Origin of the sequence: uncultured Merdimonas sp. (assembly GCF_963929015.1) — a bacterium.
In the GTDB taxonomy this organism is placed as follows: Bacteria; Bacillota; Clostridia; order Lachnospirales; family Lachnospiraceae; genus Merdimonas.
In genome coordinates this window covers 67,506-86,789 of record NZ_CAWVHE010000013.1, presented here as the reverse complement: position 1 = coordinate 86,789, position 19,284 = coordinate 67,506, and the positions used below count along the sequence as shown (strand labels likewise).

The following is a 19,284-nucleotide window of genomic DNA, read 5'->3' as shown; positions in this document are numbered from 1 at the left end:
TAATAATATTTTCCTTGAGTTTCCCTGGTCTTAACAGTATACTAGTAATGTCTGTTATTGCGGAATTTTGTAAGAATTTATGTGAGAAATCATTGCTTTACAAGGATATAGAGGGGAGAAATTATGGTATTTTCAAGTCTGATTTTTTTATTTGTCTTTCTTGCTTTAAATCTGACGATCTACCTTTTGGTGGACGACAGATACAAAAACAAAGTACTGCTGGCCTTTTCACTGGTTTTCTATGCCTGGGGAGGACCCAAATATCTGATACTGCTTGCGGGAGAAACGTTTGCCAGCTGGTTCTTTGCGCTTCTGATCGAAAATACCGGAAACAGACAGAAGCGAAAACTGTTTATGCTGGGAGAATGTGTAGTTCTTCTTGGCCTTCTCGGGTATTTTAAATACGCCGTGTTTTTTGCGGAAAACTTTCATGCCCTTTTTGGTATTCCGAAAGAAATCCCTAATATTGTACTTCCCATTGGTATCTCCTTTTATACCTTCCAGCTTCTCTCTTATGTGGTGGATGTGTACAGAGAGGAAATCCATGCACAGCCTAAATACTGGAAGCTTCTTTTATATTCCAGTTTGTTTCATCAGTGTATTGCCGGACCGATCGTCCGTTATGAGACAGTTGCGGATGAGATCGATCACCGGACTGTCAATCAGACGGATATATATATGGGTGTGCGTAGATTCTGTATCGGGCTTGCAAAAAAGGCAATTCTTGCAAATGCCTGCGCTGAGATCGCGGATTCTTTGATCCTTCCGGGAAGCGATGCGCTGGCCGCTCAGTCTACCATGGGACTGTGGCTTGGAATGTTTGCCTATATGCTGCAGATTTATCTGGACTTTTCGGCTTACTCGGATATGGCCATTGGAATGGGACGCATGGTGGGCTTCCATTATCTGGAAAACTTCAATTATCCCTATATTGCCAGATCTGTGCAGGATTTCTGGAGAAGATGGCATATCTCTTTAAGTACATTTTTCCGGGATTATGTTTATATTCCGTTGGGCGGGAGCCGCTGTTCCCAGGGGAAGATCATCCGCAACATGGCGGTGGTCTGGTTTCTGACCGGTATGTGGCACGGAGCCAGCTGGAATTATATTTTCTGGGGAATCTACTATCTGGTCTTCCTGCTCCTGGAGCGGTTTGTGGTCGGCGATAAGATCCCGGGGCCTTTGAAGCATGTGTATACGCTTCTGGTCGTTTTCTTTGGCTGGGTTATCTTTAAATTTGAAAATGTCGGAGAACTTGGCAGCGTTCTCATCGGTCTTTTTGGCATCGGTACTTCCGGATTTTCCGGAATGGATGTGACCACCGTTTTCCTTAGCAATATATTCCTGCTGCTTTTTTCGGTGATCGCATGTACGCCGCTCGGAAAGACGATCCGGCAGATCCTTGTACGGTACGGAGCAAGAACGCCGGTGACCTTTGCTGTCTTTAATATCACAGAAATGATCGTGCCGCCTCTCCTTTTGATCCTCTCTGTGCTGGCGCTGATCGGAAACAGTTACAACCCGTTTTTATACTTTCAATTTTAAGGGGAAGATAAAAAATGAGAAAACAAAAAATCACAAAAAAACAAAAAAGAATTGTTTCCATGTGTCGTGCGTTAAGCGTACGGATCTTTGCGGCGATCATGGTGCTTGGCTGTCTGCTGGGACTTTTGTTCTTTGTCCGGCCGGACACTTCAGAAGTGGAAAAAAGAAAGCTGACAGAATTTCCGAAAATCACCCTCTCATCTCTCTGGAACGGAGAATTTTTCTCGGAACTTTCTCTCTGGTATTCGGATACTTATCCCATGCGGGATACGCTGATTGCCGCTGATCAGAAGGTAGAGAGTAAATTCGGGATCACCACATCGAAAATGATGGTGGGAAATCAAAAGAAAACCGATGATATTCCGGATAAGAAGGCTTCTAAAAAGGCAAAAGCAGAGAAAAAAGAAAAAGAGGTCAAACAGATTTCAGCGCCGGACAGCCGGGCCATGGAGGCAGAGATCCAGAATCAGATCCAGGACAGTCTCTATGTGAAAGACGGAGCGGCGTATACAGTCTATTATTACAATCAGGCTGCGGCAGACATCTACACCTCTGCGCTTAGTAAAGCGGCGGAAGAACTGAAAGGAAAGACAGACGTATACTCTATCCTGGTTCCCAACAATTCAGGCGCTATGCTGACTGAGCAGGAACTGGAAGACCTGGGCGGAGCAGATCAGACACAGGCCATTGATTATTATTACAGTCTGTCAGAAGGCTGCAAAACCATTGATACGATCAATACGCTTCGCAAACATAATGACGAATATCTGTACTTCCGTTCTGATCACCACTGGACGCAGCTTGCGGCTTATTATGTATATGAGAATTTCTGCGAGGAAAAAGGATGGAAACCGAATCAATTGTCGGATTTTGAGAAGATGACCTTCTCTCCTTTCCTGGGAACTTTCTATCAGAAACTTCAGAACGCGGATATGGCGGCAAATCCGGATTCTGTAGAAGCATATATTCCTATGGGCACCAATGATATGACGTATACCGACAATGACGGCACACAGGTTGACTGGCATGTGATCGAAGACGTCAGCACCTGGAATATCAATTCCGGATATTCCTGTTTTATCGGCGGAGACAAGCCGCTTGCAGTGATTGAAAATCCACAGATTGACGACGGGTCGTCCTGTGTAGTGGTAAAAGAATCCTACGGCAATTGTTTCGTGCCGTTTCTGGTGGATCATTATCAGACCGTATACGTTCTGGATTTCCGGTATACCCAGAATAATGTTATGGATTTCGTGAAAGAGCATCAGGTGCAGGATCTGATCATGATGAACAATATTTCTATCATAGCCAGTGAAGATGTGGCAACAACAATAGCGGGACTCCTTCAATAGGAGCCCCGCCTTTTATTTTTGACTGCTCTTTAGTTCAAAAATCTGCCCCGCATCCGGGTCCAGATATGTCCCTGGACATATTCGTAGGCCTTGTCATAAATCAGCAGGCCGATCTGCCCGGCAAGAAAAGCGCCGATCAACAGAGGAGCCGACAGCTTCCCGGAAAAAAGAAGTTCCTGGAAAAACAGCAGCGCCGGCAGATAGATCAGATTAAAGATCAGGTATTTCATGATCCAGAACACCTGCTTTTTCCGATATCTTGCGGGCAGGTTTCCCATCTTTCTCCAGATAAACTCAACCGCCACGATGTAGAATCCCATAGCCGCATAGGAAAGTACATAAAATTTGTTCGGTACAAGAAAAAATCCCAGCAGCACACCGGCCAGATAAAAGGCCGCTCCCATCCGCAGTCCGGTTTCCCGTATCATGATCCCTGCAAAATAGGACGCTGCGGCAAGAAGGAACAGGGTGTTGGTTTCTATGATTCCTCCGAGCATCATGAACAGCACTGTCAGCGCCAGTAAAAGGCCGCCGAATGCTATGATTTTTGCTTTTACATGCATGAACAAAGATCTCCTCCCATACATTCACACAACGTATCTGCACACCACAGGTCACAGCAGATATTTCCGGTTCCGCAGGAAGATCCTCCCATTCCATATCCTCCACCGTAGGGGCTTCCCTGATATCTCTGGCTGTTCCAGCTTAGCTGATTTAAAAGCTGACAGTATCTGGGATTGTTCGGCTCCATATTCACGGCCTGGGCAGCGTGATCTCTGGCCACAATATTATTGCCAAGACCTGCATTGGCTGCGCCGCTTAAATAATACCACTCCGCTGTACGGTTGGGCATACGGTTCAGAAGATTTACAGCCTCCTGGAACCTGCGGTTGTTGATAAAATTGTAAACCGCCTGCATTTCCACATTCTGGGAATCCCCGGAACTTTGTCTCTGATAACCGCCAAACCCGCCGGAAGAACCATAACCATACTGATATCCTCCGCCGTTCTGGCGTTCTTTCATGATCGTGTCATAAGCTTCCTGGATTTCCTTAAACTTTTCTTCTGCCAGATCCGCCAGCGGATTATTGGCATTTGCGTCCGGGTGATATTTTCTGGAAAGCTCCCGGTAGGCTTTTTTTATCTCGTCATCCGACGCATTAGGAGATACGCCTAAAACATCATATGGATTACTGCTCATTCTGATTCATCCTCACTTTTCTGTCGTTCTATTTCTATTTTTCGGAATTTATTCCAGACACCATCATATAATATATTCCGCAAAATGTCTATATCCTGAATGCAGGGAAGTTTCTCAAACTGCGCGGTACATTCGGCGATCATCATACACAGCATTTCCCTGCACCGCTCATGGAAACCCGGTTCTCCGCAGATGGACTTTAAAGGATTGTAATTTCCTTCTTTCCGGTCTTTCTCCAGGTCGTCATAAGCATCCATGATATAAATAAATTTCCCAAGGAAAAATCCAAGCGCGCGTAACGTCTCTTCCCAGTGATCCTTTTTCCATACCATAAGTTCCGCCATCAGCCGGCCAAAACAGCCGGCCGGTTCGTCCAGTTCCATAACATTCCGTTTTTCACAGTCTGCCAGATTTTTCAACTCTTTTTGGATCACACGGCACTGGCGCGGATACCTGCGGATGACTTTTCTTACCCGGCGTCTCAGCGCGCAGGTGCCAAGAAAACCGGATACTTTCTTTTCATCCACCCAGTCGTCCTTCAGGTGATAATAAGCCAGGATCAGATTCATGTCTGCTCCATAACCGGTAAATACATCCTGCAGGATCTGCTGCTTTTTCACGGGATGTACTTTACAGCGGATCTCCTTCGCATGGATTTCCGGCTCATAGAGCGAGGTCAGAAGAAGAATGGCAAACGTCATATCATAAGTCAACGTCAGCTGTCCCAGATGTCCGTACCGTTCTCTTAATTCCTGACAAAGCCCGCAGTAAAAAGATTTATAACGCCGGAAATCTTTTACCTTCAGTTCCGGCTCCAGGATTGTCACATATCCAAACATGCCATCCCCCTATAAAAAGGTTTTATAGTCTTCATAATTCTTTTTCAGTAATTCCGGTGTGTTCAGCCCGTACGGACATTTGCTTTTACAGTGCCCGCAGTTTTTACACTCTTCGATCTTCTTCATTTTTTCCTGCCATTCCTGTGAAAGCCACCCCTCCTGCGGCGCACGGCGGAGCATCAGGCTCATTCTGGCGCAGTTGTTGATCTCAATTCCTGCAGGACAGGGCATACAGTATCCGCATCCTCTGCAGAAATCACCGGCAAGCTCCTGTTTATCCTTTTCCATCTCTGCCTTCAGTTCAGCATTGAGACTTGGAGGACAGACCTGATAAGAAAGAAATTCATCCAGCTCCGATTCTCTTTGCACGCCCCAGATGGGTGCAACATGGGAAAACTGCGGCTGATCCATAAATGCATAGGCACATGCAGAGTTGTGGATCAATCCTCCGGCCAGGGCCTTCATAGCAATAAATCCCATATTCGCTTCTCTGCACATTTCTACGATTTCCAGATCCGTGTCCGCCGCCAGATAAGAGAACGGAAACTGCATCGTCTCATAGAGCCCGGAGGCGATTGCCTCTTTTGCCACGGCGATCCGGTGATTGGTGATACCGATATGCCGGATCTTTCCTTCTCTTTTTGCTTCTTCGGCCGCTTCATAAAGTCCGGTTCCGTCCCCCTGCTTCGGGCAGAATGCCGGATTATGGAACTGATAAATGTCAATATAATCGGTCTGAAGCATTCTTAAACTTTCTTCCAGATCTTTCTTCAACTCTTCGCCTGTCTGCGCCGCAGTCTTGGTGCTGATGATCAGTTTCTCGCGGATATAAGAAAATGCCGCTCCAAGCTTTTCTTCGCTGTCGGAATAGGCTCTTGCCGTATCAAAATAATTGATCCCATTGTAGAAAGCCTTCTGAAGCAGATATACCGCGTCTTTTTTGCTGATCCTCTGGATAGGCAAAGCTCCGAAGCTGTTCTTGCTGACTTCAATCCCCGTTTTTCCTAATATTATTTTTTTCATATTCTGATCCTCCTTTTCCTAAAAGTTATGGTATCTCAAACATATAGAGTTCATGGAGTGCTCTTGTTGCACAGATATATTTTGCCTGTGGCAGGAATGGATTTCCATCCTCCCGAAAGGCCATGAATACCTGATCAAATTCCAGTCCCTTTGCCAGATAAAAAGTTGTTACAGAAAGGCCGGGCAAAAAAGCGCTGGTGTCTCTGTCAATATAAGAAACGGACAGGCCTTTGTTCTTTAACAGCTGATAGAGATCATAAGCTTCTGCTTCTGTCATCGACAGAAGAGCGGCTGTCTCAAAACTATTCTCCCCCTGTATCCGAAGTTTCCCGCAGAGGGTATCCAGCATCTCGTCGATCGTCGGAAAGGTTTCTTCTTCCACCGGCTTCCCGTGCCGTTCCAGGTATTCGGCTGCTTCCTTTTTCTCCGGATGTAAAAGACCGGAAGCATAGGCCGCGATCTCCACTGTGTTACGATAACTTTTATTCATGGATATCTTTTTCACATGGCTTCCAAAGATCCGGGGCAAAAAAGCAGTCACATCCCGCATCTCTTCATCCAGTGTCTGATATTTGTCTCCCAGGATCGTCATACTGCAGGAGAACAACTCTGCCAGGATCAGATACTGGATATAGGAGTAATCCTGCATCTCATCGATTACCAGATGCTTGATCCTTTTATGGGAACCTTTTCCCAGCAGGCGGTATTTCAGATACAGCATGGGCGCCGCGTCCTCATACTCCACCAGCCTGCGCTCATAGGGGACGTCCGGCAGGGGCTGCCATCCGCAGCTTTCCAGAAACCGGCTGTAGATCTGATAGATATCTTTTGTCACATACATGCTGTCAAATTTCTGCCGCAGATACGCGGACTCTTCTTCGGACAGGTCCCGTCCTTTCAGAGTTTCGTATTCGTCTGCCACATACTCCATAACCGCATCCATACGCGCAAGCAAGGGTACATTCTGAAAGCGGAAATAAAACAAGTGGATCAGTTCCGCTTCTCGTTTGTACAGACCGTTCCAGGAAAGGTCGTGGAAATCCATCAGGCTGTCTTCCAGTGTGGCAAGAAATCCTTCCATCTGTCCGGACATCCATTCCGACTGTTTATTCAGATATCTTTCATAAGCTTCCGGATCCGGAAACTTCATCAGACGTTCCAGCTGATGATACCGGTCTTCACAGTCAGGAGCCACATCCTTAAGTTCCCGGTAGGTAAAGAGGTCAAAACTCATCTCCTGCACCGGTTCTTCACCAAGCTCCGGCAGGATATGCGAAATGTAGTCTGCAAATACACCTCCCGGGGACAGGATAAGGACATCGGAAGACTTCAGATTATCACGGTCGTGATATAAAAGATAGGCGATCCGGTGAAGGGCAACCGAAGTCTTTCCGCTTCCGGCCGTACCCTGGATTACAAGAATCTTATCCTTTGTATTACGGATAATGGCATTTTGTTCTTTTTGGATGGTACGCACAATATTTTTCAGTGTTACATCACTAGTGCTTCCCAGTTCCTGCTTCAGGATCTCGTCATCAATTTTCGTGTCACTTTCAAAGGCGTAGACCAGTTTCCCGCGGCGGATCTTATACTGCCATTTGGACAGGATCTCTCCTTCCAGGATGCCGGCCGGAGCCTGATAGGCGGCGGGGCCGCTGTCATAATCATAAAACAGCGCGCTGACCGGAGCCCTCCAGTCATAGATCAGAGGCGTTTCCCCCGTTTTCTCTGCAAAATTGGCAATGCCGATGTAAAACGTTTCCGCAGTGGATTCGCCGTCATATCGAAAGTCTACGCGGCCGAAAAAGGGAGAATCCAACATCTTCTGAAGGCGGTTTTGCATCCGGATCCGCTCTGCATTTGCGTTTGTCTGATTTAAAAGCGCCTGCTGATTATCATAATTCTCATAACCATACTGATCCATTTCTGTATAGTTTTCCCAGTAATAATCATGCATACGTTCAATATCTTTCTGTCCGGCCAGAAGAGACTGATCGGTTCTGGCCAGTTTACTGTTTATTTTTTTTACAAGATCTGCCAGAAAGTCTGTGCTTTCTTTCTTTTTGTCTGCTCTGTCCATGCTGTTTTTACGCTCCGTCTGTCTGATAGATTTTTGTACGATCGTTTTACTGATAATCATTGTATCATAATTGGAGCAATAGAAAAAGGGTATCCTGACCACTGGTTTTTCCTGGTCTGGATACCCTTCTTTGGCATGTTGGATCAGTCTTTATAATTTTTGTACGCATTATGCAGATAGTAGTATGGGATTGCAAGCAGAATGATGTTGATCACAATCTCGGCGATCCCGTTGCCGCTCTGGAAGAACGCTGCAAGCTGCGTGATGAAAAGAAGGAATCCAAGCGCTACGGTCAGCCCGGATTTCTTGTTTGACATTGGTAAAACACTATGTCTTTCATCTCCGGACTTTGTAAATTTTACATGCTACTGCCGTTTAGCAGGCATCCGCCTTTCGTTGATCAACATCCCCTGAAACCGTTTTGCTGCAAAGCGATTCATAAACCAGTCGCATTTACATAAGAAAAGATAATAGATATTGAGCCCGCAGCCGTGAAGCGTCTCAAAGTTTCCCTGCCCTTTTGCAAGGATCAGATCGGTGTTTTCCAGTTCCTCGCGGGCGGCAGGGCTGATATCTGAAAGCACCGTTCCAGCAATCTCGCTTCCGTTATCCATGACCGCAGCTATCTTCTCCAGGCCTACGTAATAAGCGGCGTCCAGATCCACGTCATTGACAACCGGAGCCCCGCGTACAATGACTGTAATATGCAGATCAGGGAACTGTTCTCTAAGAATCCTGATCGCGATTTTATCCAGGACAACCTCTCCGCAATTATCCACAAGATAGATCAGCGTTGACGCATGCGAAAGATCCTGCATTAAGCAGGTATACTCCGTCTGCTCCAGTCCCTCTTTTTCCTGATCTTCAAACAGCTCCAGCAATTTCTCTCTGGACACATCCTTCACTGCAGAATAGTCAATATAATTCCCTGTCCGTGCAAAGCAAAGCGCCGCTTCCACAGGGTCATGATGCGTACGGATCTGTGCTTCCAGATCCTTTTCCATTGACAGAAGAAAATCATTGAATTCTTTTTTGACATCTTCCATGCCATCTTTTTCTCCCCAGTACTTTTCGTATATTCTGGAAATGGATTTCACCAGAGCCGGGGCCGAGGCTTCCGGATCACTGGAAGACAGATATCCAAGGATTTCTTTCATGTATCGGAGTTTTTTTTCTTCGTCTTGAAACTTCCTGATCTGCAGCTCCTGACTTTGGATCAGACAGGTCAGGCAAAAAGGATTCATTCTCATTGATCGGCCCTCTCGTCTTAAAATGTTATGGCATATTTGATTACATGATCTTCTTTCTTTTCAAATACCTCGTATGCTTTCATAATATCTGCAAAACCGCAGCGATGAGTAATTAGGAAGCTGGCGTCCAGTTTCCCTTCCGCAGTCAGATCCATGATCTCCTGACAATAGCATCCGTCTACTCCGCCAGTTTTAAATACCAGATTTTTGCCGTACATTTCCGGGAGAGGCAGTGTCTGTGATTCTTCATACATGGCTTCGATCACCACATTTGCATTGGGTCTTGCCATCTTCCATGCCAGCTGAAAGGTATCCTTTCCCCCGGCTGCTTCGATCACTACATCTGCTCCCCGGCCTTCTGTCAATTCCCGGATCACCTTTTCTGCCGGATCTTTCCCCGGAACCAGCGTAATGTCTGCAAGTCCCTTTTCTTTTGCCAGACTCAGCCGATAGGGATCTGTATCAATGGCAAGGATGCAGGAAGGTGCATAAAGCCTGGCGCAGAGCATGGTACACAGGCCTGCGGGTCCTGCTCCGATGACAGTTACAGTATCGCCGGTCTTTATCTCTCCCAGTTTTGCAGCCCAGTAGCCGGTAGACAGAAGATCTCCGTTAAACAGGGCCTGCTCATCGCTTACATGGTCGGGAATCCGTGTCAATCCGTTATCCGCAAAGGGGATACGCACATATTCCGCCTGGCCGCCGTCAATCCGGCATCCAAGCGCCCAGCCGCCCTGGGGATCCGTACAATTATTGACAAATCCCCTTTTACAGAAGAAACATTCTCCGCAAAAAGTCTCCACATTGACTGCCACCCGGTCGCCGGGCTTTACGTTTGTCACTGCGCTCCCGGTTTCCACGACTCTTCCGACAAACTCATGGCCCAGTATGACGCCCGGCACAGCTCCTGGAACCGCCCCGTGTCTGATATGGATATCGCTGGAACAGATGGTTGTCATCGTCACCTGGACAAGCGCATCTTTCGGATCCTGGATCACCGGCACCGGCCGTTCCTCCACCCTGATCTGTCCCTTTCCCTTATAAACAACTGCCTGCATCTTTCCGTCACCTTTCCTTTGTGTTATAAATGGTATGCCATATGGTATGTTTGTAAATCTGTGATCTGATCCGCCTGGGTTCCTGCCCGGGGCTTCACTTATGATACGGTTCTCCATAACATCTCCAAGTACGGATATTAATTCAATTTTAAAAACAACTCCGGTTCATTCTCAATCAAATCCAGAGCAAGATATTTATAATCCATATTTTCTATCCCATAAGTTCCCTGTTCAATCTGTTTTGCCAATCTGCTCTGATAATAAATATCCATTGCCTGCCTCAATTCCAATTTCTTTTCTTTTGATAAATATTCAATAATAGATTCTTCCAAATTTTGTTTATATACATAGTCGATAACTTTCTTACTTCGCATTTTGACTCACCTGATACGCTTTCTGAAAAACTAATTTTTCATCTAAAACATTCTGATTAATAATGCAGATCTGATCATTCATTTTATAATAACGTAGCTCTTCTAAAGCTTTCTTTTTACTCCATATTCCTCGGAAATACATATCTACCGTTTTAAAAACATCATCGTTTGCCACAGCACCTATTATGATATCATAGTTCTTATAAATATTATCCCCTTTTCGGCAGGCACATACAAAGTCCAGCCATTTTTCATTCTCCTGTTTAAACTGTAATACTTTATACGTTCCCAGATCAGCGGATAATTCGTATGCATTTACAATTGCAGACTTCTGTTTTCTCAAGGCTTTACGTAACGCCCATTTTTCAGCCTGTTTCTGATAAGTCGTTAAGTAAAATCCCTTTCCAAAATCCAGATAATTTTTTGAGAACGATACATTTGGTTTCTCTATAATTTCAGTTGTACCATGAAATAAAATCATACAGCAACACCTTTTTCTCTTGCATACTCTGTGATATCTTCAACCAGATATTCTGTTCCTAACGTATGCAGAGTATCATAACATACAAAAATGTAATCGTCCAATATATGCGTTTCATTTAAAATTTTATAAACGTCAGTAGGTTTTTTCTGCCATTTTTCCGCCAGATTATAAATAAGAAAAATACTAAATTGTAATTCCTTTTTGGTACACATAAAATAACCCTTTCACAAATGGTTTTCTATTTATTAGTCACAATACTTCTTTAATATTTCATCAATTATTACTTCTCATTATATCGTTCAATAAATTTTGAAACAACTATTTTATACAGTTTTTCTAAAGATGTTAAGATGCGTTGCTTGTGGCAACGGGCAATTCCGACTACAATAATGGTAACGATAACAAGAAAGGAGTCTAGCCCTAATGCTCAACGAAAATATTAAAGCAATCAGAAAATCAAAAGGACTTTCGCAACAGGATCTTGCTGTCAAACTAAACGTTGTGCGACAAACAGTTTCTAAATGGGAGCAAGGGGTATCACTTAGATAAAGATACCACACCAATCCCACGCTGACTTTTGCTCAACCGATACAGCCAGAGAGCTGGATAACAAGAAAAGGCGGTATGCGCCCCGTGGAGGGGTAGCGTACCGCCTTTTCTTGTGGGGGTTTCCAAAGGGGGCAACGCCCCCATTTGGCACACGACTTTGCGGAGCAAAGTGTAGTGTGTTATACGCTCTGTCGGCGTTGCCGTGAAAATGAGGTTGCCGCTGGGGAGGGCAAGGGCATTTGAAGCGGCAGGAAAACAGGCTGTGCTTGTGTGGCGTGGAGCCGCAAGCGCAGGTCTGTTTTCATCAGCAGACAGGGCGTATATGAAAGCCCCCGTCCCTCGTCCTACGCTCCGACTTGTGGACAAAGTGTCCCGAAGTTGTGGCCACACTCCCGGAAAAGCAGCAGGACAGCGGGCAACCGTCAAGGCTGAAATGAACGGGTTTACACCCGGCCTTGACCGCTGCCCACTGTCCCGCTGAACAAGCAGACAAGGCGGCCAATCCCTCAAAGTGCTTGGCCGCACTCTCTTTCATTTTGGAGCATTCTTTTCCTCAAAATTGAAATGGGCGGGAAGCCATTTTGTGGCTTTGCTATTTCCCCGATAAACTGGGAGTTGTTGTGCAAGACATTATATTTTTCTATTTTCTATTATGAGCAATGCTGTAAATATAATTTCAAAAACAAGCATCATTAACGCTAATATCAAACGTGTAGAATTACATCCAACAATCAATGAAGCTATAGGGATAAGAACTGACATAATCATGTAAGTTTTTGATTTATATAACCAGCTATATGGTAACAAATGCGCCCCAAAAATCATAGCAATAACCATTAGCATTTTTTCTGGTACTGTTGGATAAATCCACATTGCAATCAATAAATATAAGATTTGATTTATCGAAAATAATATACCTAGATTATTCAGTGGATTGCTTTTGTCCTGAAATTGGATCTTTAATAATTTGGACATCAAAAATGCTAAAGGCAATAGTGGTGCGGTACAACAAAATGTTAGCAAATTCTTGGTAAGAATCGGTAAATCTAAGAATTGTACCATCATCACCAAAAGCCAAATCACAATAGAAGCTGAAATAAAATGAATACCTCTCTTTTGCTTGATAGCACAATCTATTCTTAAATCCTCTAAATTCATAACACGTTTTTCCTCCACAAATTCAAATTTGTCGCTCTCTTACTTTCTCCCCCGCTGCGGCTTTGGATTTTTCAGTAAATCTGACTTCTGCGCAATCCGCTTCAGCCATTTCCTTTCTTCCTCGGACAGCTTCTTGTAATTCAGTTTGAGCCGCTTGCAGATAAACATCATAGCCGCCTGTTCCGGGTCGCTGTCCGGGCTGGCGGTTTCCTCGGCGGTCTGTAAGAAATCTTCCAGAGGATTGTCCTCCGGGACGCTGAAAAAATCGTCCTTATGGGCTTCCCGCAGGTCGAGGGCTATCTTGTTTATGTCCTGCTGTATCACATAGCGGCAAAAGCTGTCGTCGTCAATGTGGGCGGCGATAAGCTGCCTTAACTGCGGGTCGGTCAAGCCGGGATTATGCTGTTTCATAATCGTTGCGCTCACAGCGTCCACAATGGCGTTTGCGCCCTGCACCTGCTTTCCCGCTACGCCGTTCACATAGATTTCAAGGTCGGCCATGAGCCGAGGAAAATCCGGGTGGGTCGCCAGTTCACATAAAAGAGAATTGTCCACCAACCCGCTTTTCAATAGTTCAATCATAGCGTCACTCAAACGCAGGTCTGCAAGATCGGCGTTTGGGTGATTTTTTGTTTGAGAACGGCCCAGCAGATAATCAACGGTCACTTCATAGAATTTCGCCAACTCAATAAGGGCATAGTGGCTGATGTCTTTGAACTTGTCCCCCTCATAACTGCCCAAAGCAGACTTGGAGAGATGGGTCTGCTCCGCAAGCTGCTCCAGCGTCAAGCCACGCTCCACACGCAGGTCTTTCAGCCGTTCTTGTATGGATAGTTCCATGCTCTCCCTCCTTGTCTGCCCGATAAATGGGAAGTTAATGTTTCGATAGAAATTCAATGATACTTTCACTTATTGCTTTGTATTCGTAGTCGTGAACATAATGCGGGCAGTTTAATTCTATATATTCCCCTTCATCAATCTGTGATATATATTCTATAGGGATTTCCCGCCATGTTTCTTTATCGAATCCCGTTCCGCCAGAACCGTCCGAAATAAATAACAGCATTGGAAGCTGCGGGGTTCCCATGTTATGCACTGTTTCAGCGTTTTCCTTCACCCATTCAGTTTCATTTATCATAGTTACAGTTGCCGTCCGACTGTAGAAAACTGCTTTATAGATTTCTTTTTCTTTCTCCGATAATGTGCCGTACTTTACGGCATCGCTGTCCGAAAGCCCAGGAATAAAACGAGTGGCACCTATGTTTGCCGCCCAACTTGCAATACGCATAAGCGGAATATTTATGTTCATGCTTCCATAATACTCTGGAACTGCCATATCAAGCCCAATAATTGCAGACACCTCATCAGGATATTTTTGCGCCCAATATAATGCTTCAAGCCCTGACATAGAGTGCGGGCATAGGATATAAGGTGCGGTTAATCCCGCTGATGTAAGCGCTGCCCTTGTATCTTCAAGTATGGAATCAATATCTCTGTTTTTATCGACAACATCACTGAAACCATATCCAAATTTTTCTACAACGGCAATCTGATATTTATCACTTAAAAGAGAATAGAGAGATTTGAAATCCAGTATGGGAGAACAAGTCCCCCCACCCGACATAAAAACAAGCGTTGTATCACCTGTGCCTTCAATATAGACGCTCATATTGTGTCCATCAACTTCAACCATCTTTCCTAACGGCAACCGCAATTCATTTTCTCCTTTTAAATGGATTTGATGATTGATGTATATAATAAGCAGCAATATAAGCATTGCAACAATCACAGTAAAAAATATTTTCATAACTCTTTTTCTCTTTCTCATAGTATTCCTCATCTCTGCGTTCTTTCACTAAATCCAGCTTTGTCTCTTTGTACTTATCATTTTACCACAATTCCGAGAGCGTGGAAATAGCCTGTTTTTTATGCTGATTTCCTACCTTTCGGATATACGGGACGGATGGTCATTTAGGTGTAGACTTAGGGTAGTTCATCGATGGACAGCACCTTGAAAACAGAATGACCGTCCAAAAAGGAATACCCCGGCTGGGGAAGCACCGCAAGGAGCCGGACTTCGGGACAAAATGTCCCGAAGTATGGGGAGCGTGCCAACGCCGGAACACGCCGCTATTGTCGGGGCCCCCGCAAAGCCGTATGGCTTTGTGGGGAGAGGAGGAGCAGCGGAGCGAGTGAGTTTTGCCGCTTGCGGTGAAACGAACGATACGCAGCTTGCGACGACGAGGCAGGAAACCTTTTCGGGGAGAACGGCAACGGAAAGCAAAATGGAGGGAACGCATGAGAGATAACCCCTATAAAGACTTGCCGCCGCTGGAACGCAGGCCGGACGGTTCCCTTTACCGCATGACACCGGCGCAGAGGAAACAGGCGGCCAGCCTGATACGCCGGGAGTGCAGTTGCTGTGAGGATGGCAACTGCATTGTCCTTGACGATGGGGACACCTGCACCTGCCCGCAGACGGTTTCTTTCTCGATCTGCTGTAAGTGGTTCCGCTGGGCGGTCTTGCCGCTGGACGGAACGCTGGAAGCGGAGATTTTCCGGGATAAGGACTTGAAACGCTGTGCGGTCTGCGGCGGCGTGTTCGTCCCTAAATCCAACCGGGCAAAATACTGCCCCGGCTGTGCCGCCAGAGTTCACAGGCGGCAGAAAACAGAAAGTGAACGGAAAAGGAGGTCTGCTGTGGACAGTTAGGAGCGAAAAAAGCCTTGATTTATCAGGCTTTGCAAGCCCCCAACCGGGGCAGGTGGTATAAAGTATCGCCCGCCCCGGAAAACGGGCTTCTAACCGTCCACAAAACGCACTATGACAAATACCATCTATATCCATCAGCCGGAAAAGGCGTTCAGCTTCACCCGGCTCCCGAATTTCCTCTTTGAAGCCCCCACATTCAAGCCCCTGTCCAACGAGGCAAAGGTTCTGTACGCCTTTATCCTGCGCCGGACAGAGTTATCCCGCAAGAATGGGTGGGCGGATGACTGCGGACGGATTTTCCTGTATTACCCTATCTGTGAGGTGGTTGACCTGCTCCACTGTGGGCGGCAGAAAGCGGTGAACACCCTGCGGGAACTGCAATACGCCGGACTGGTGGAGATCCAGAAGCAGGGCTGTGGAAAACCCAACCGCATTTTCCCAAAATCCTATGAAGCGGTTCCAAACACCGACTTCAAGAAATCCCGTTCTGGTACGCCGGAGGACTGAAAACCGTACCTTTGAAGTACGGAAATCAATCTTGAGAAGTACGAAAACCAGACGGTATATAGAAATACAAAGATTAAAATGATTTATTTATATCCATTCCATTCCTATCGTATCAGAGATAATTCCGGCGGGATTTTCCCTGTGGAAAACCCCGGATAGGAACGGAATGGGGAAAGGAGCAGAATGGCACAACACGCAATTTTGCGCTTTGAGAAGCACAAGGGCAACCCGGCAAGGCCACTGGAAGCCCATCACGAAAGACAGAAAGAACAATACGCCAGCAACCCCGACATTGACACAAGCCGAAGTAAATACAACTTCCATATCGTCAAGCGGTCGGGACGCTATTACCACTTCATTCAGAGCCGTATCGAGCAGGCCGGATGCCGGACAAGGAAAGACAGCACACGGTTTGTCGATACGCTGATAACCGCCAGCCCGGAGTTTTTCAAGGGGAAATCTCCAAAGGAGATACAGGCGTTCTTTCAGCGGGCGGCGGAGTTCCTCATTGGCCGGGTAGGACGGGAAAATATTGTGTCGGCGGTGGTACACATGGACGAGAAAACGCCCCACCTGCATTTGACCTTTGTTCCGCTGACAAAGGACAACCGCCTGTGTGCAAAGGAGATTATCGGCAACCGGGCAAACCTGACGAAGTGGCAGGATGATTTTCACGCCTATATGGTGGAGAAATATCCTGACTTGGAGCGTGGGGAAAGTGCCAGCAAGACAGGCCGGAAACATATCCCCACCCGGCTTTTCAAACAGACGGTTTCCCTCTCCAAACAGGCCAGAGCCATTGAAGCCGCCCTTGACGGCATTAACCCGCTGAACGCCGGAAAGAAAAAAGAGGAAGCCCTCTCCATGCTGAAAAAGTGGTTCCCGCAGATGGAGAACTTCTCCGGGCAGTTGAAAAAGTACAAGGTCACGATCAATGACCTGTTGGCGGAGAATGAGAAGTTGGAAGCAAGGGCAAAGGCCAGCGAAAAAGGAAAGATGAAAGATACGATGGAACGGGCAAAGCTGAAAAGCGAACTGGACAATTTACAGCGGCTGGTTAACCGTATCCCGCCGGATATACTGGCGGAACTGAAACGGCAGCAGCGGCACACGGTAAAGGAAAGGTGATAGATATAAGCAGAAAATTTCGCCGCCCTTGTGCGGCATTGTACCTTGAAAACTGAATATGGAGGACACTGGATGGCAAAAAGCGAAAGCGATATTTTTACACCCCGGACAGGGCAGGTCATACAAACAGAGAACGGCACGCAGTATTTTGTATGTGGGAATAACCGTATAAAAATCTCCGAACACTTCGCCGCAGGCGGGAAGCCCCTCGGTGATCTGATTGTAGATGTGGTGCGGCATACCGCAGAAAAAGCCGCTTCAACCTGATAGCCCATCATTGATAACACGCCCACGCTTATGATATAATTGCCATAGAGCAAAAGTATTGTAAGCGTGGGTTGTTTCTTTAGAAGGAGGATTTTTAACGATGAAACAACCTTACAATACTACGATTTACAACACGGCGCTTTATATGAGATTGAGCCGGGACGATGAAAACTATGGTGACAGCGTAAGCATTGAAACACAGCGGACAATCCTGCAACAGTACGCAAAGGAACAGGGGCTTCATGTAGTCGGTGAATATGTGGACGATGGCTGGTCGGGGACGAACTTTGAACGCCCGGATTTTCAGCGCATGATGGACGATGTGGAAGCCGGAAAAGTAAACTGCATTGTCACGAAAGACCTTTCCCGTTTCGGGCGGGAACATGTGATGATGGACTACTATCTGGAATTTCTGTTCCCAGAGAAGCGTGTGCGCTACATCGCCATTGCAGAAAACGAGGACACCGAAAAAGGGCTGTCCGATTTCGTCCCTTTCAAAAACCTGTTCAACGAGTGGTTTGCAAAAGATACAAGCCGCAAGGTAAAGGCCGCTTTCAAAGCAAAGTTTGCCACAGGACAGCGTATCGGCGCCTATGCTCCCATCGGGTACAGGAAACACCCGGAAATCAAAAACAAGCTGATAATCGACGAGGAAACCCGCTGGATAGTGGAGAAGATTTTTGACCTTGCCTTTCATGGCAGAGGGGCGGCCAGTATCACAAGAATACTGATTGAGGAAAAGGTTCCTACGCCGGGATTTATCAACTTCCAGCGTGACGGGACTTTCGCAAACATCTATGCGGGTGCGCCGGAGGAAAAAAGCTACGCATGGACGATAGCGCAGGTCAAGAGCATTATGAAAGACGAAACCTATATCGGTCATACCATCCACTACCGGGAAACGAACATTTCTTTTAAGAACAAGCGGAGGATACGCAAGCCCCAAAGTGAATGGGTGCGGGTGGAGAACACGCAGGAGCCGATTATCAGCGAACAGGTTTTCCGGCAGGTACAGGAGCAGATAGCAAACCGCCGCAGGAAGTGCAAGGATGGTACGACGCAGATTTTTTCCGGATTGGTAAAATGTGCGGATTGCGGCTGGTCGCTGTCCTATGGGGAAAACAGGCAGAACAGCAAGCCTTACGGCCATTATCATTGTAGCAAGTACGGACAGGGCACACGCCAATGCTCCATGCACTATATCCGCTATGATGTGCTTTATGCCTATGTCCTCTCCCGTCTGCAATACTGGTCGGGGCTGGTACAGCATGATGAAGAACGGCTCTTGAAGCGGCTGTTAAATGCCACTGATAAGGGACAGGCCGCCGCAAGAAAGAAGCAGGCCGCAGAACTGAAAAAGGCAGAGAAGCGGAAAGCCGAAGTCGATACCCTGTTTGCCCGGATGTATGAGGACTGGGCGGCGGGGCGTATCACGGAATACAACTTCTCTATGCTGTCCGGGAAGTATCAAAGCGAACAGGCTGAACTGGACGAAAAGATTGAACAGCTTCAATCTGCTATCGCCACTGAAAGCCAGAACGCCGCAGACGCAGAAAAATGGATTGCCTTGATGAAAGAGTGCGTCAATCCAACAGAACTGACCGCCGAACTTTTGAATACGCTGATTGAAAAAATCGTTGTCCATGAAGCGGCCAAAGGTGAGGACGGAAGCCGGGAACAGGAGGTAGAAATCTTCTACCGCTTTATCGGCAAAATTGATTGAATGATACCAATATCTTTAACTATGTGATACCGGA

General features: G+C 46.4%; 21 protein-coding genes and 1 pseudogene. 8 read left to right on the top strand and 14 right to left on the bottom strand.

Annotation, left to right across the window (positions count from 1 at the left end; all coding sequences use genetic code 11):
- The first annotated feature begins 123 nt into the window (after positions 1-123).
- Both ABGT54_RS07440 and ABGT54_RS07435 read left to right on the top strand, forming a co-directional pair.
- Complete coding sequence (locus ABGT54_RS07440; protein ID WP_346663506.1) at positions 124-1,545, top strand: MBOAT family O-acyltransferase; 1,422 nt, start codon at positions 124-126, stop codon at positions 1,543-1,545.
- A 14-nt stretch (positions 1,546-1,559) separates the two neighbouring features.
- Positions 1,560-2,897: a DHHW family protein gene (locus tag ABGT54_RS07435; protein WP_346663505.1), complete on the top strand. Its 1,338-nt coding sequence runs from the start codon at positions 1,560-1,562 to the stop codon at positions 2,895-2,897.
- A 29-nt stretch (positions 2,898-2,926) separates the two neighbouring features.
- Here ABGT54_RS07435 and ABGT54_RS07430 read toward each other — a convergent pair whose 3' ends face one another.
- The 11 genes from ABGT54_RS07430 to ABGT54_RS07380 all read right to left on the bottom strand — a co-directional run bounded on the left by ABGT54_RS07430 (position 2,927) and on the right by ABGT54_RS07380 (position 11,418).
- Positions 2,927-3,460 (bottom strand): hypothetical protein, encoded by a 534-nt coding sequence (locus ABGT54_RS07430; protein ID WP_346663504.1) that lies wholly within the window; start codon positions 3,458-3,460, stop codon positions 2,927-2,929.
- Positions 3,451-4,098, bottom strand: coding sequence for a J domain-containing protein (locus ABGT54_RS07425; protein WP_346663503.1), 648 nt, complete (start codon positions 4,096-4,098; stop codon positions 3,451-3,453). Before ABGT54_RS07425 ends, ABGT54_RS07430 begins: the two co-directional genes overlap by 10 nt.
- The gene (locus tag ABGT54_RS07420; protein ID WP_346663502.1) at positions 4,095-4,937 is read right to left on the bottom strand and encodes a DUF5685 family protein; all 843 of its coding nucleotides are present in this window, start codon (positions 4,935-4,937) and stop codon (positions 4,095-4,097) included. The genes ABGT54_RS07425 and ABGT54_RS07420 overlap by 4 nt, the downstream gene beginning before the upstream one ends.
- 9 nt (positions 4,938-4,946) lie before the next feature.
- Positions 4,947-5,960, bottom strand: a complete 1,014-nt coding sequence (locus tag ABGT54_RS07415; protein ID WP_346663501.1) for an aldo/keto reductase — start codon at positions 5,958-5,960, stop codon at positions 4,947-4,949.
- Between the two features lie 25 nt (positions 5,961-5,985).
- Positions 5,986-8,040, bottom strand: a complete 2,055-nt coding sequence (locus tag ABGT54_RS07410) for a UvrD-helicase domain-containing protein (RefSeq protein WP_346663500.1) — start codon at positions 8,038-8,040, stop codon at positions 5,986-5,988.
- 143 nt (positions 8,041-8,183) lie between these two features.
- Positions 8,184-8,357 (bottom strand): hypothetical protein, encoded by a 174-nt coding sequence (locus tag ABGT54_RS07405; protein WP_346663499.1) that lies wholly within the window; start codon positions 8,355-8,357, stop codon positions 8,184-8,186.
- A gap of 48 nt (positions 8,358-8,405) precedes the next feature.
- Positions 8,406-9,290 (bottom strand): ARMT1-like domain-containing protein, encoded by an 885-nt coding sequence (locus ABGT54_RS07400; RefSeq protein ID WP_346663498.1) that lies wholly within the window; start codon positions 9,288-9,290, stop codon positions 8,406-8,408.
- A 17-nt stretch (positions 9,291-9,307) separates the two neighbouring features.
- Entirely contained in the window at positions 9,308-10,348 is a 1,041-nt protein-coding gene (locus ABGT54_RS07395) for an alcohol dehydrogenase (protein ID WP_346663497.1), read from the bottom strand.
- 137 nt (positions 10,349-10,485) lie between these two features.
- The gene (locus tag ABGT54_RS07390; RefSeq protein WP_346663496.1) at positions 10,486-10,722 is read right to left on the bottom strand and encodes a hypothetical protein; all 237 of its coding nucleotides are present in this window, start codon (positions 10,720-10,722) and stop codon (positions 10,486-10,488) included.
- Positions 10,712-11,203, bottom strand: a complete 492-nt coding sequence (locus tag ABGT54_RS07385) for a DUF3990 domain-containing protein (RefSeq protein ID WP_346663495.1) — start codon at positions 11,201-11,203, stop codon at positions 10,712-10,714. Before ABGT54_RS07385 ends, ABGT54_RS07390 begins: the two co-directional genes overlap by 11 nt.
- Positions 11,200-11,418 carry a DUF3791 domain-containing protein gene (locus tag ABGT54_RS07380; RefSeq protein WP_204932577.1) on the bottom strand — a complete coding sequence of 73 codons (219 nt, stop codon included), beginning with the start codon at positions 11,416-11,418 and terminating at the stop codon, positions 11,200-11,202. Before ABGT54_RS07380 ends, ABGT54_RS07385 begins: the two co-directional genes overlap by 4 nt.
- Before the next feature lie 211 nt (positions 11,419-11,629).
- On the opposite strand from ABGT54_RS07380, the pseudogene ABGT54_RS07375 reads away from it, so the two are divergent.
- Positions 11,630-11,746, top strand: a pseudogene (locus ABGT54_RS07375) (helix-turn-helix transcriptional regulator); the annotation flags it as partial.
- A 639-nt stretch (positions 11,747-12,385) separates the two neighbouring features.
- Here the strand turns inward: ABGT54_RS07375 and ABGT54_RS07370 are convergent.
- Genes ABGT54_RS07370 through ABGT54_RS07360 form a run of 3 tightly spaced genes read right to left on the bottom strand, consistent with a single transcriptional unit; the run spans position 12,386 to position 14,741 of the window.
- Positions 12,386-12,913: a hypothetical protein gene (locus ABGT54_RS07370; RefSeq protein WP_087172014.1), complete on the bottom strand. Its 528-nt coding sequence runs from the start codon at positions 12,911-12,913 to the stop codon at positions 12,386-12,388.
- A 39-nt stretch (positions 12,914-12,952) separates the two neighbouring features.
- The gene (locus ABGT54_RS07365; RefSeq protein WP_289543269.1) at positions 12,953-13,753 is read right to left on the bottom strand and encodes a helix-turn-helix transcriptional regulator; all 801 of its coding nucleotides are present in this window, start codon (positions 13,751-13,753) and stop codon (positions 12,953-12,955) included.
- Between the two features lie 34 nt (positions 13,754-13,787).
- On the bottom strand, positions 13,788-14,741 hold the full coding sequence (locus tag ABGT54_RS07360) for an alpha/beta hydrolase (protein WP_242955048.1): 954 nt from the start codon (positions 14,739-14,741) through the stop codon (positions 13,788-13,790).
- A gap of 470 nt (positions 14,742-15,211) precedes the next feature.
- Here ABGT54_RS07360 and ABGT54_RS07355 point away from each other — a divergent pair, with 470 nt between their 5' ends.
- From ABGT54_RS07355 to ABGT54_RS07335, 5 genes are all read left to right on the top strand, one after another.
- Positions 15,212-15,625 carry a cysteine-rich VLP domain-containing protein gene (locus ABGT54_RS07355; RefSeq protein WP_289543270.1) on the top strand — a complete coding sequence of 138 codons (414 nt, stop codon included), beginning with the start codon at positions 15,212-15,214 and terminating at the stop codon, positions 15,623-15,625.
- A gap of 111 nt (positions 15,626-15,736) precedes the next feature.
- On the top strand, positions 15,737-16,132 hold the full coding sequence (locus tag ABGT54_RS07350) for a replication initiator protein A (RefSeq protein WP_002584984.1): 396 nt from the start codon (positions 15,737-15,739) through the stop codon (positions 16,130-16,132).
- Between the two features lie 183 nt (positions 16,133-16,315).
- Positions 16,316-17,260 carry a MobV family relaxase gene (mobV, locus tag ABGT54_RS07345; protein WP_346663494.1) on the top strand — a complete coding sequence of 315 codons (945 nt, stop codon included), beginning with the start codon at positions 16,316-16,318 and terminating at the stop codon, positions 17,258-17,260.
- A gap of 72 nt (positions 17,261-17,332) precedes the next feature.
- Positions 17,333-17,527 (top strand): hypothetical protein, encoded by a 195-nt coding sequence (locus ABGT54_RS07340; RefSeq protein WP_015536347.1) that lies wholly within the window; start codon positions 17,333-17,335, stop codon positions 17,525-17,527.
- Positions 17,528-17,627: 100 nt separating this feature from the next.
- On the top strand, positions 17,628-19,250 hold the full coding sequence (locus ABGT54_RS07335; protein ID WP_346663493.1) for a recombinase family protein: 1,623 nt from the start codon (positions 17,628-17,630) through the stop codon (positions 19,248-19,250).
- The last annotated feature ends 34 nt before the right edge of the window (positions 19,251-19,284 follow it).

Excerpts from the sequence above, each read along its gene's own strand:
- mobV (WP_346663494.1), top strand. The coding sequence starts at position 16,316 with ATGGCACAACACGCAATTTTGCGCTTTGAGAAGCACAAGGGCAACCCG.
- ABGT54_RS07360 (WP_242955048.1), bottom strand. The coding sequence starts at position 14,741 with ATGAGAAAGAGAAAAAGAGTTATGAAAATATTTTTTACTGTGATTGTT.
- ABGT54_RS07385 (WP_346663495.1), bottom strand. The coding sequence starts at position 11,203 with ATGATTTTATTTCATGGTACAACTGAAATTATAGAGAAACCAAATGTA.
- ABGT54_RS07420 (WP_346663502.1), bottom strand. The coding sequence starts at position 4,937 with ATGTTTGGATATGTGACAATCCTGGAGCCGGAACTGAAGGTAAAAGAT.
- ABGT54_RS07390 (WP_346663496.1), bottom strand. The coding sequence starts at position 10,722 with ATGCGAAGTAAGAAAGTTATCGACTATGTATATAAACAAAATTTGGAA.
- ABGT54_RS07410 (WP_346663500.1), bottom strand. The coding sequence starts at position 8,040 with ATGGACAGAGCAGACAAAAAGAAAGAAAGCACAGACTTTCTGGCAGAT.
- ABGT54_RS07395 (WP_346663497.1), bottom strand. The coding sequence starts at position 10,348 with ATGCAGGCAGTTGTTTATAAGGGAAAGGGACAGATCAGGGTGGAGGAA.
- ABGT54_RS07435 (WP_346663505.1), top strand. The coding sequence starts at position 1,560 with ATGAGAAAACAAAAAATCACAAAAAAACAAAAAAGAATTGTTTCCATG.
- ABGT54_RS07365 (WP_289543269.1), bottom strand. The coding sequence starts at position 13,753 with ATGGAACTATCCATACAAGAACGGCTGAAAGACCTGCGTGTGGAGCGT.
- ABGT54_RS07355 (WP_289543270.1), top strand. The coding sequence starts at position 15,212 with ATGAGAGATAACCCCTATAAAGACTTGCCGCCGCTGGAACGCAGGCCG.
- ABGT54_RS07335 (WP_346663493.1), top strand. The coding sequence starts at position 17,628 with ATGAAACAACCTTACAATACTACGATTTACAACACGGCGCTTTATATG.
- ABGT54_RS07415 (WP_346663501.1), bottom strand. The coding sequence starts at position 5,960 with ATGAAAAAAATAATATTAGGAAAAACGGGGATTGAAGTCAGCAAGAAC.
- ABGT54_RS07400 (WP_346663498.1), bottom strand. The coding sequence starts at position 9,290 with ATGAGAATGAATCCTTTTTGCCTGACCTGTCTGATCCAAAGTCAGGAG.
- ABGT54_RS07340 (WP_015536347.1), top strand. The coding sequence starts at position 17,333 with ATGGCAAAAAGCGAAAGCGATATTTTTACACCCCGGACAGGGCAGGTC.
- ABGT54_RS07405 (WP_346663499.1), bottom strand. The coding sequence starts at position 8,357 with ATGTCAAACAAGAAATCCGGGCTGACCGTAGCGCTTGGATTCCTTCTT.
- ABGT54_RS07440 (WP_346663506.1), top strand. The coding sequence starts at position 124 with ATGGTATTTTCAAGTCTGATTTTTTTATTTGTCTTTCTTGCTTTAAAT.
- ABGT54_RS07425 (WP_346663503.1), bottom strand. The coding sequence starts at position 4,098 with ATGAGCAGTAATCCATATGATGTTTTAGGCGTATCTCCTAATGCGTCG.
- ABGT54_RS07380 (WP_204932577.1), bottom strand. The coding sequence starts at position 11,418 with ATGTGTACCAAAAAGGAATTACAATTTAGTATTTTTCTTATTTATAAT.
- ABGT54_RS07350 (WP_002584984.1), top strand. The coding sequence starts at position 15,737 with ATGACAAATACCATCTATATCCATCAGCCGGAAAAGGCGTTCAGCTTC.
- ABGT54_RS07370 (WP_087172014.1), bottom strand. The coding sequence starts at position 12,913 with ATGAATTTAGAGGATTTAAGAATAGATTGTGCTATCAAGCAAAAGAGA.
- ABGT54_RS07430 (WP_346663504.1), bottom strand. The coding sequence starts at position 3,460 with ATGCATGTAAAAGCAAAAATCATAGCATTCGGCGGCCTTTTACTGGCG.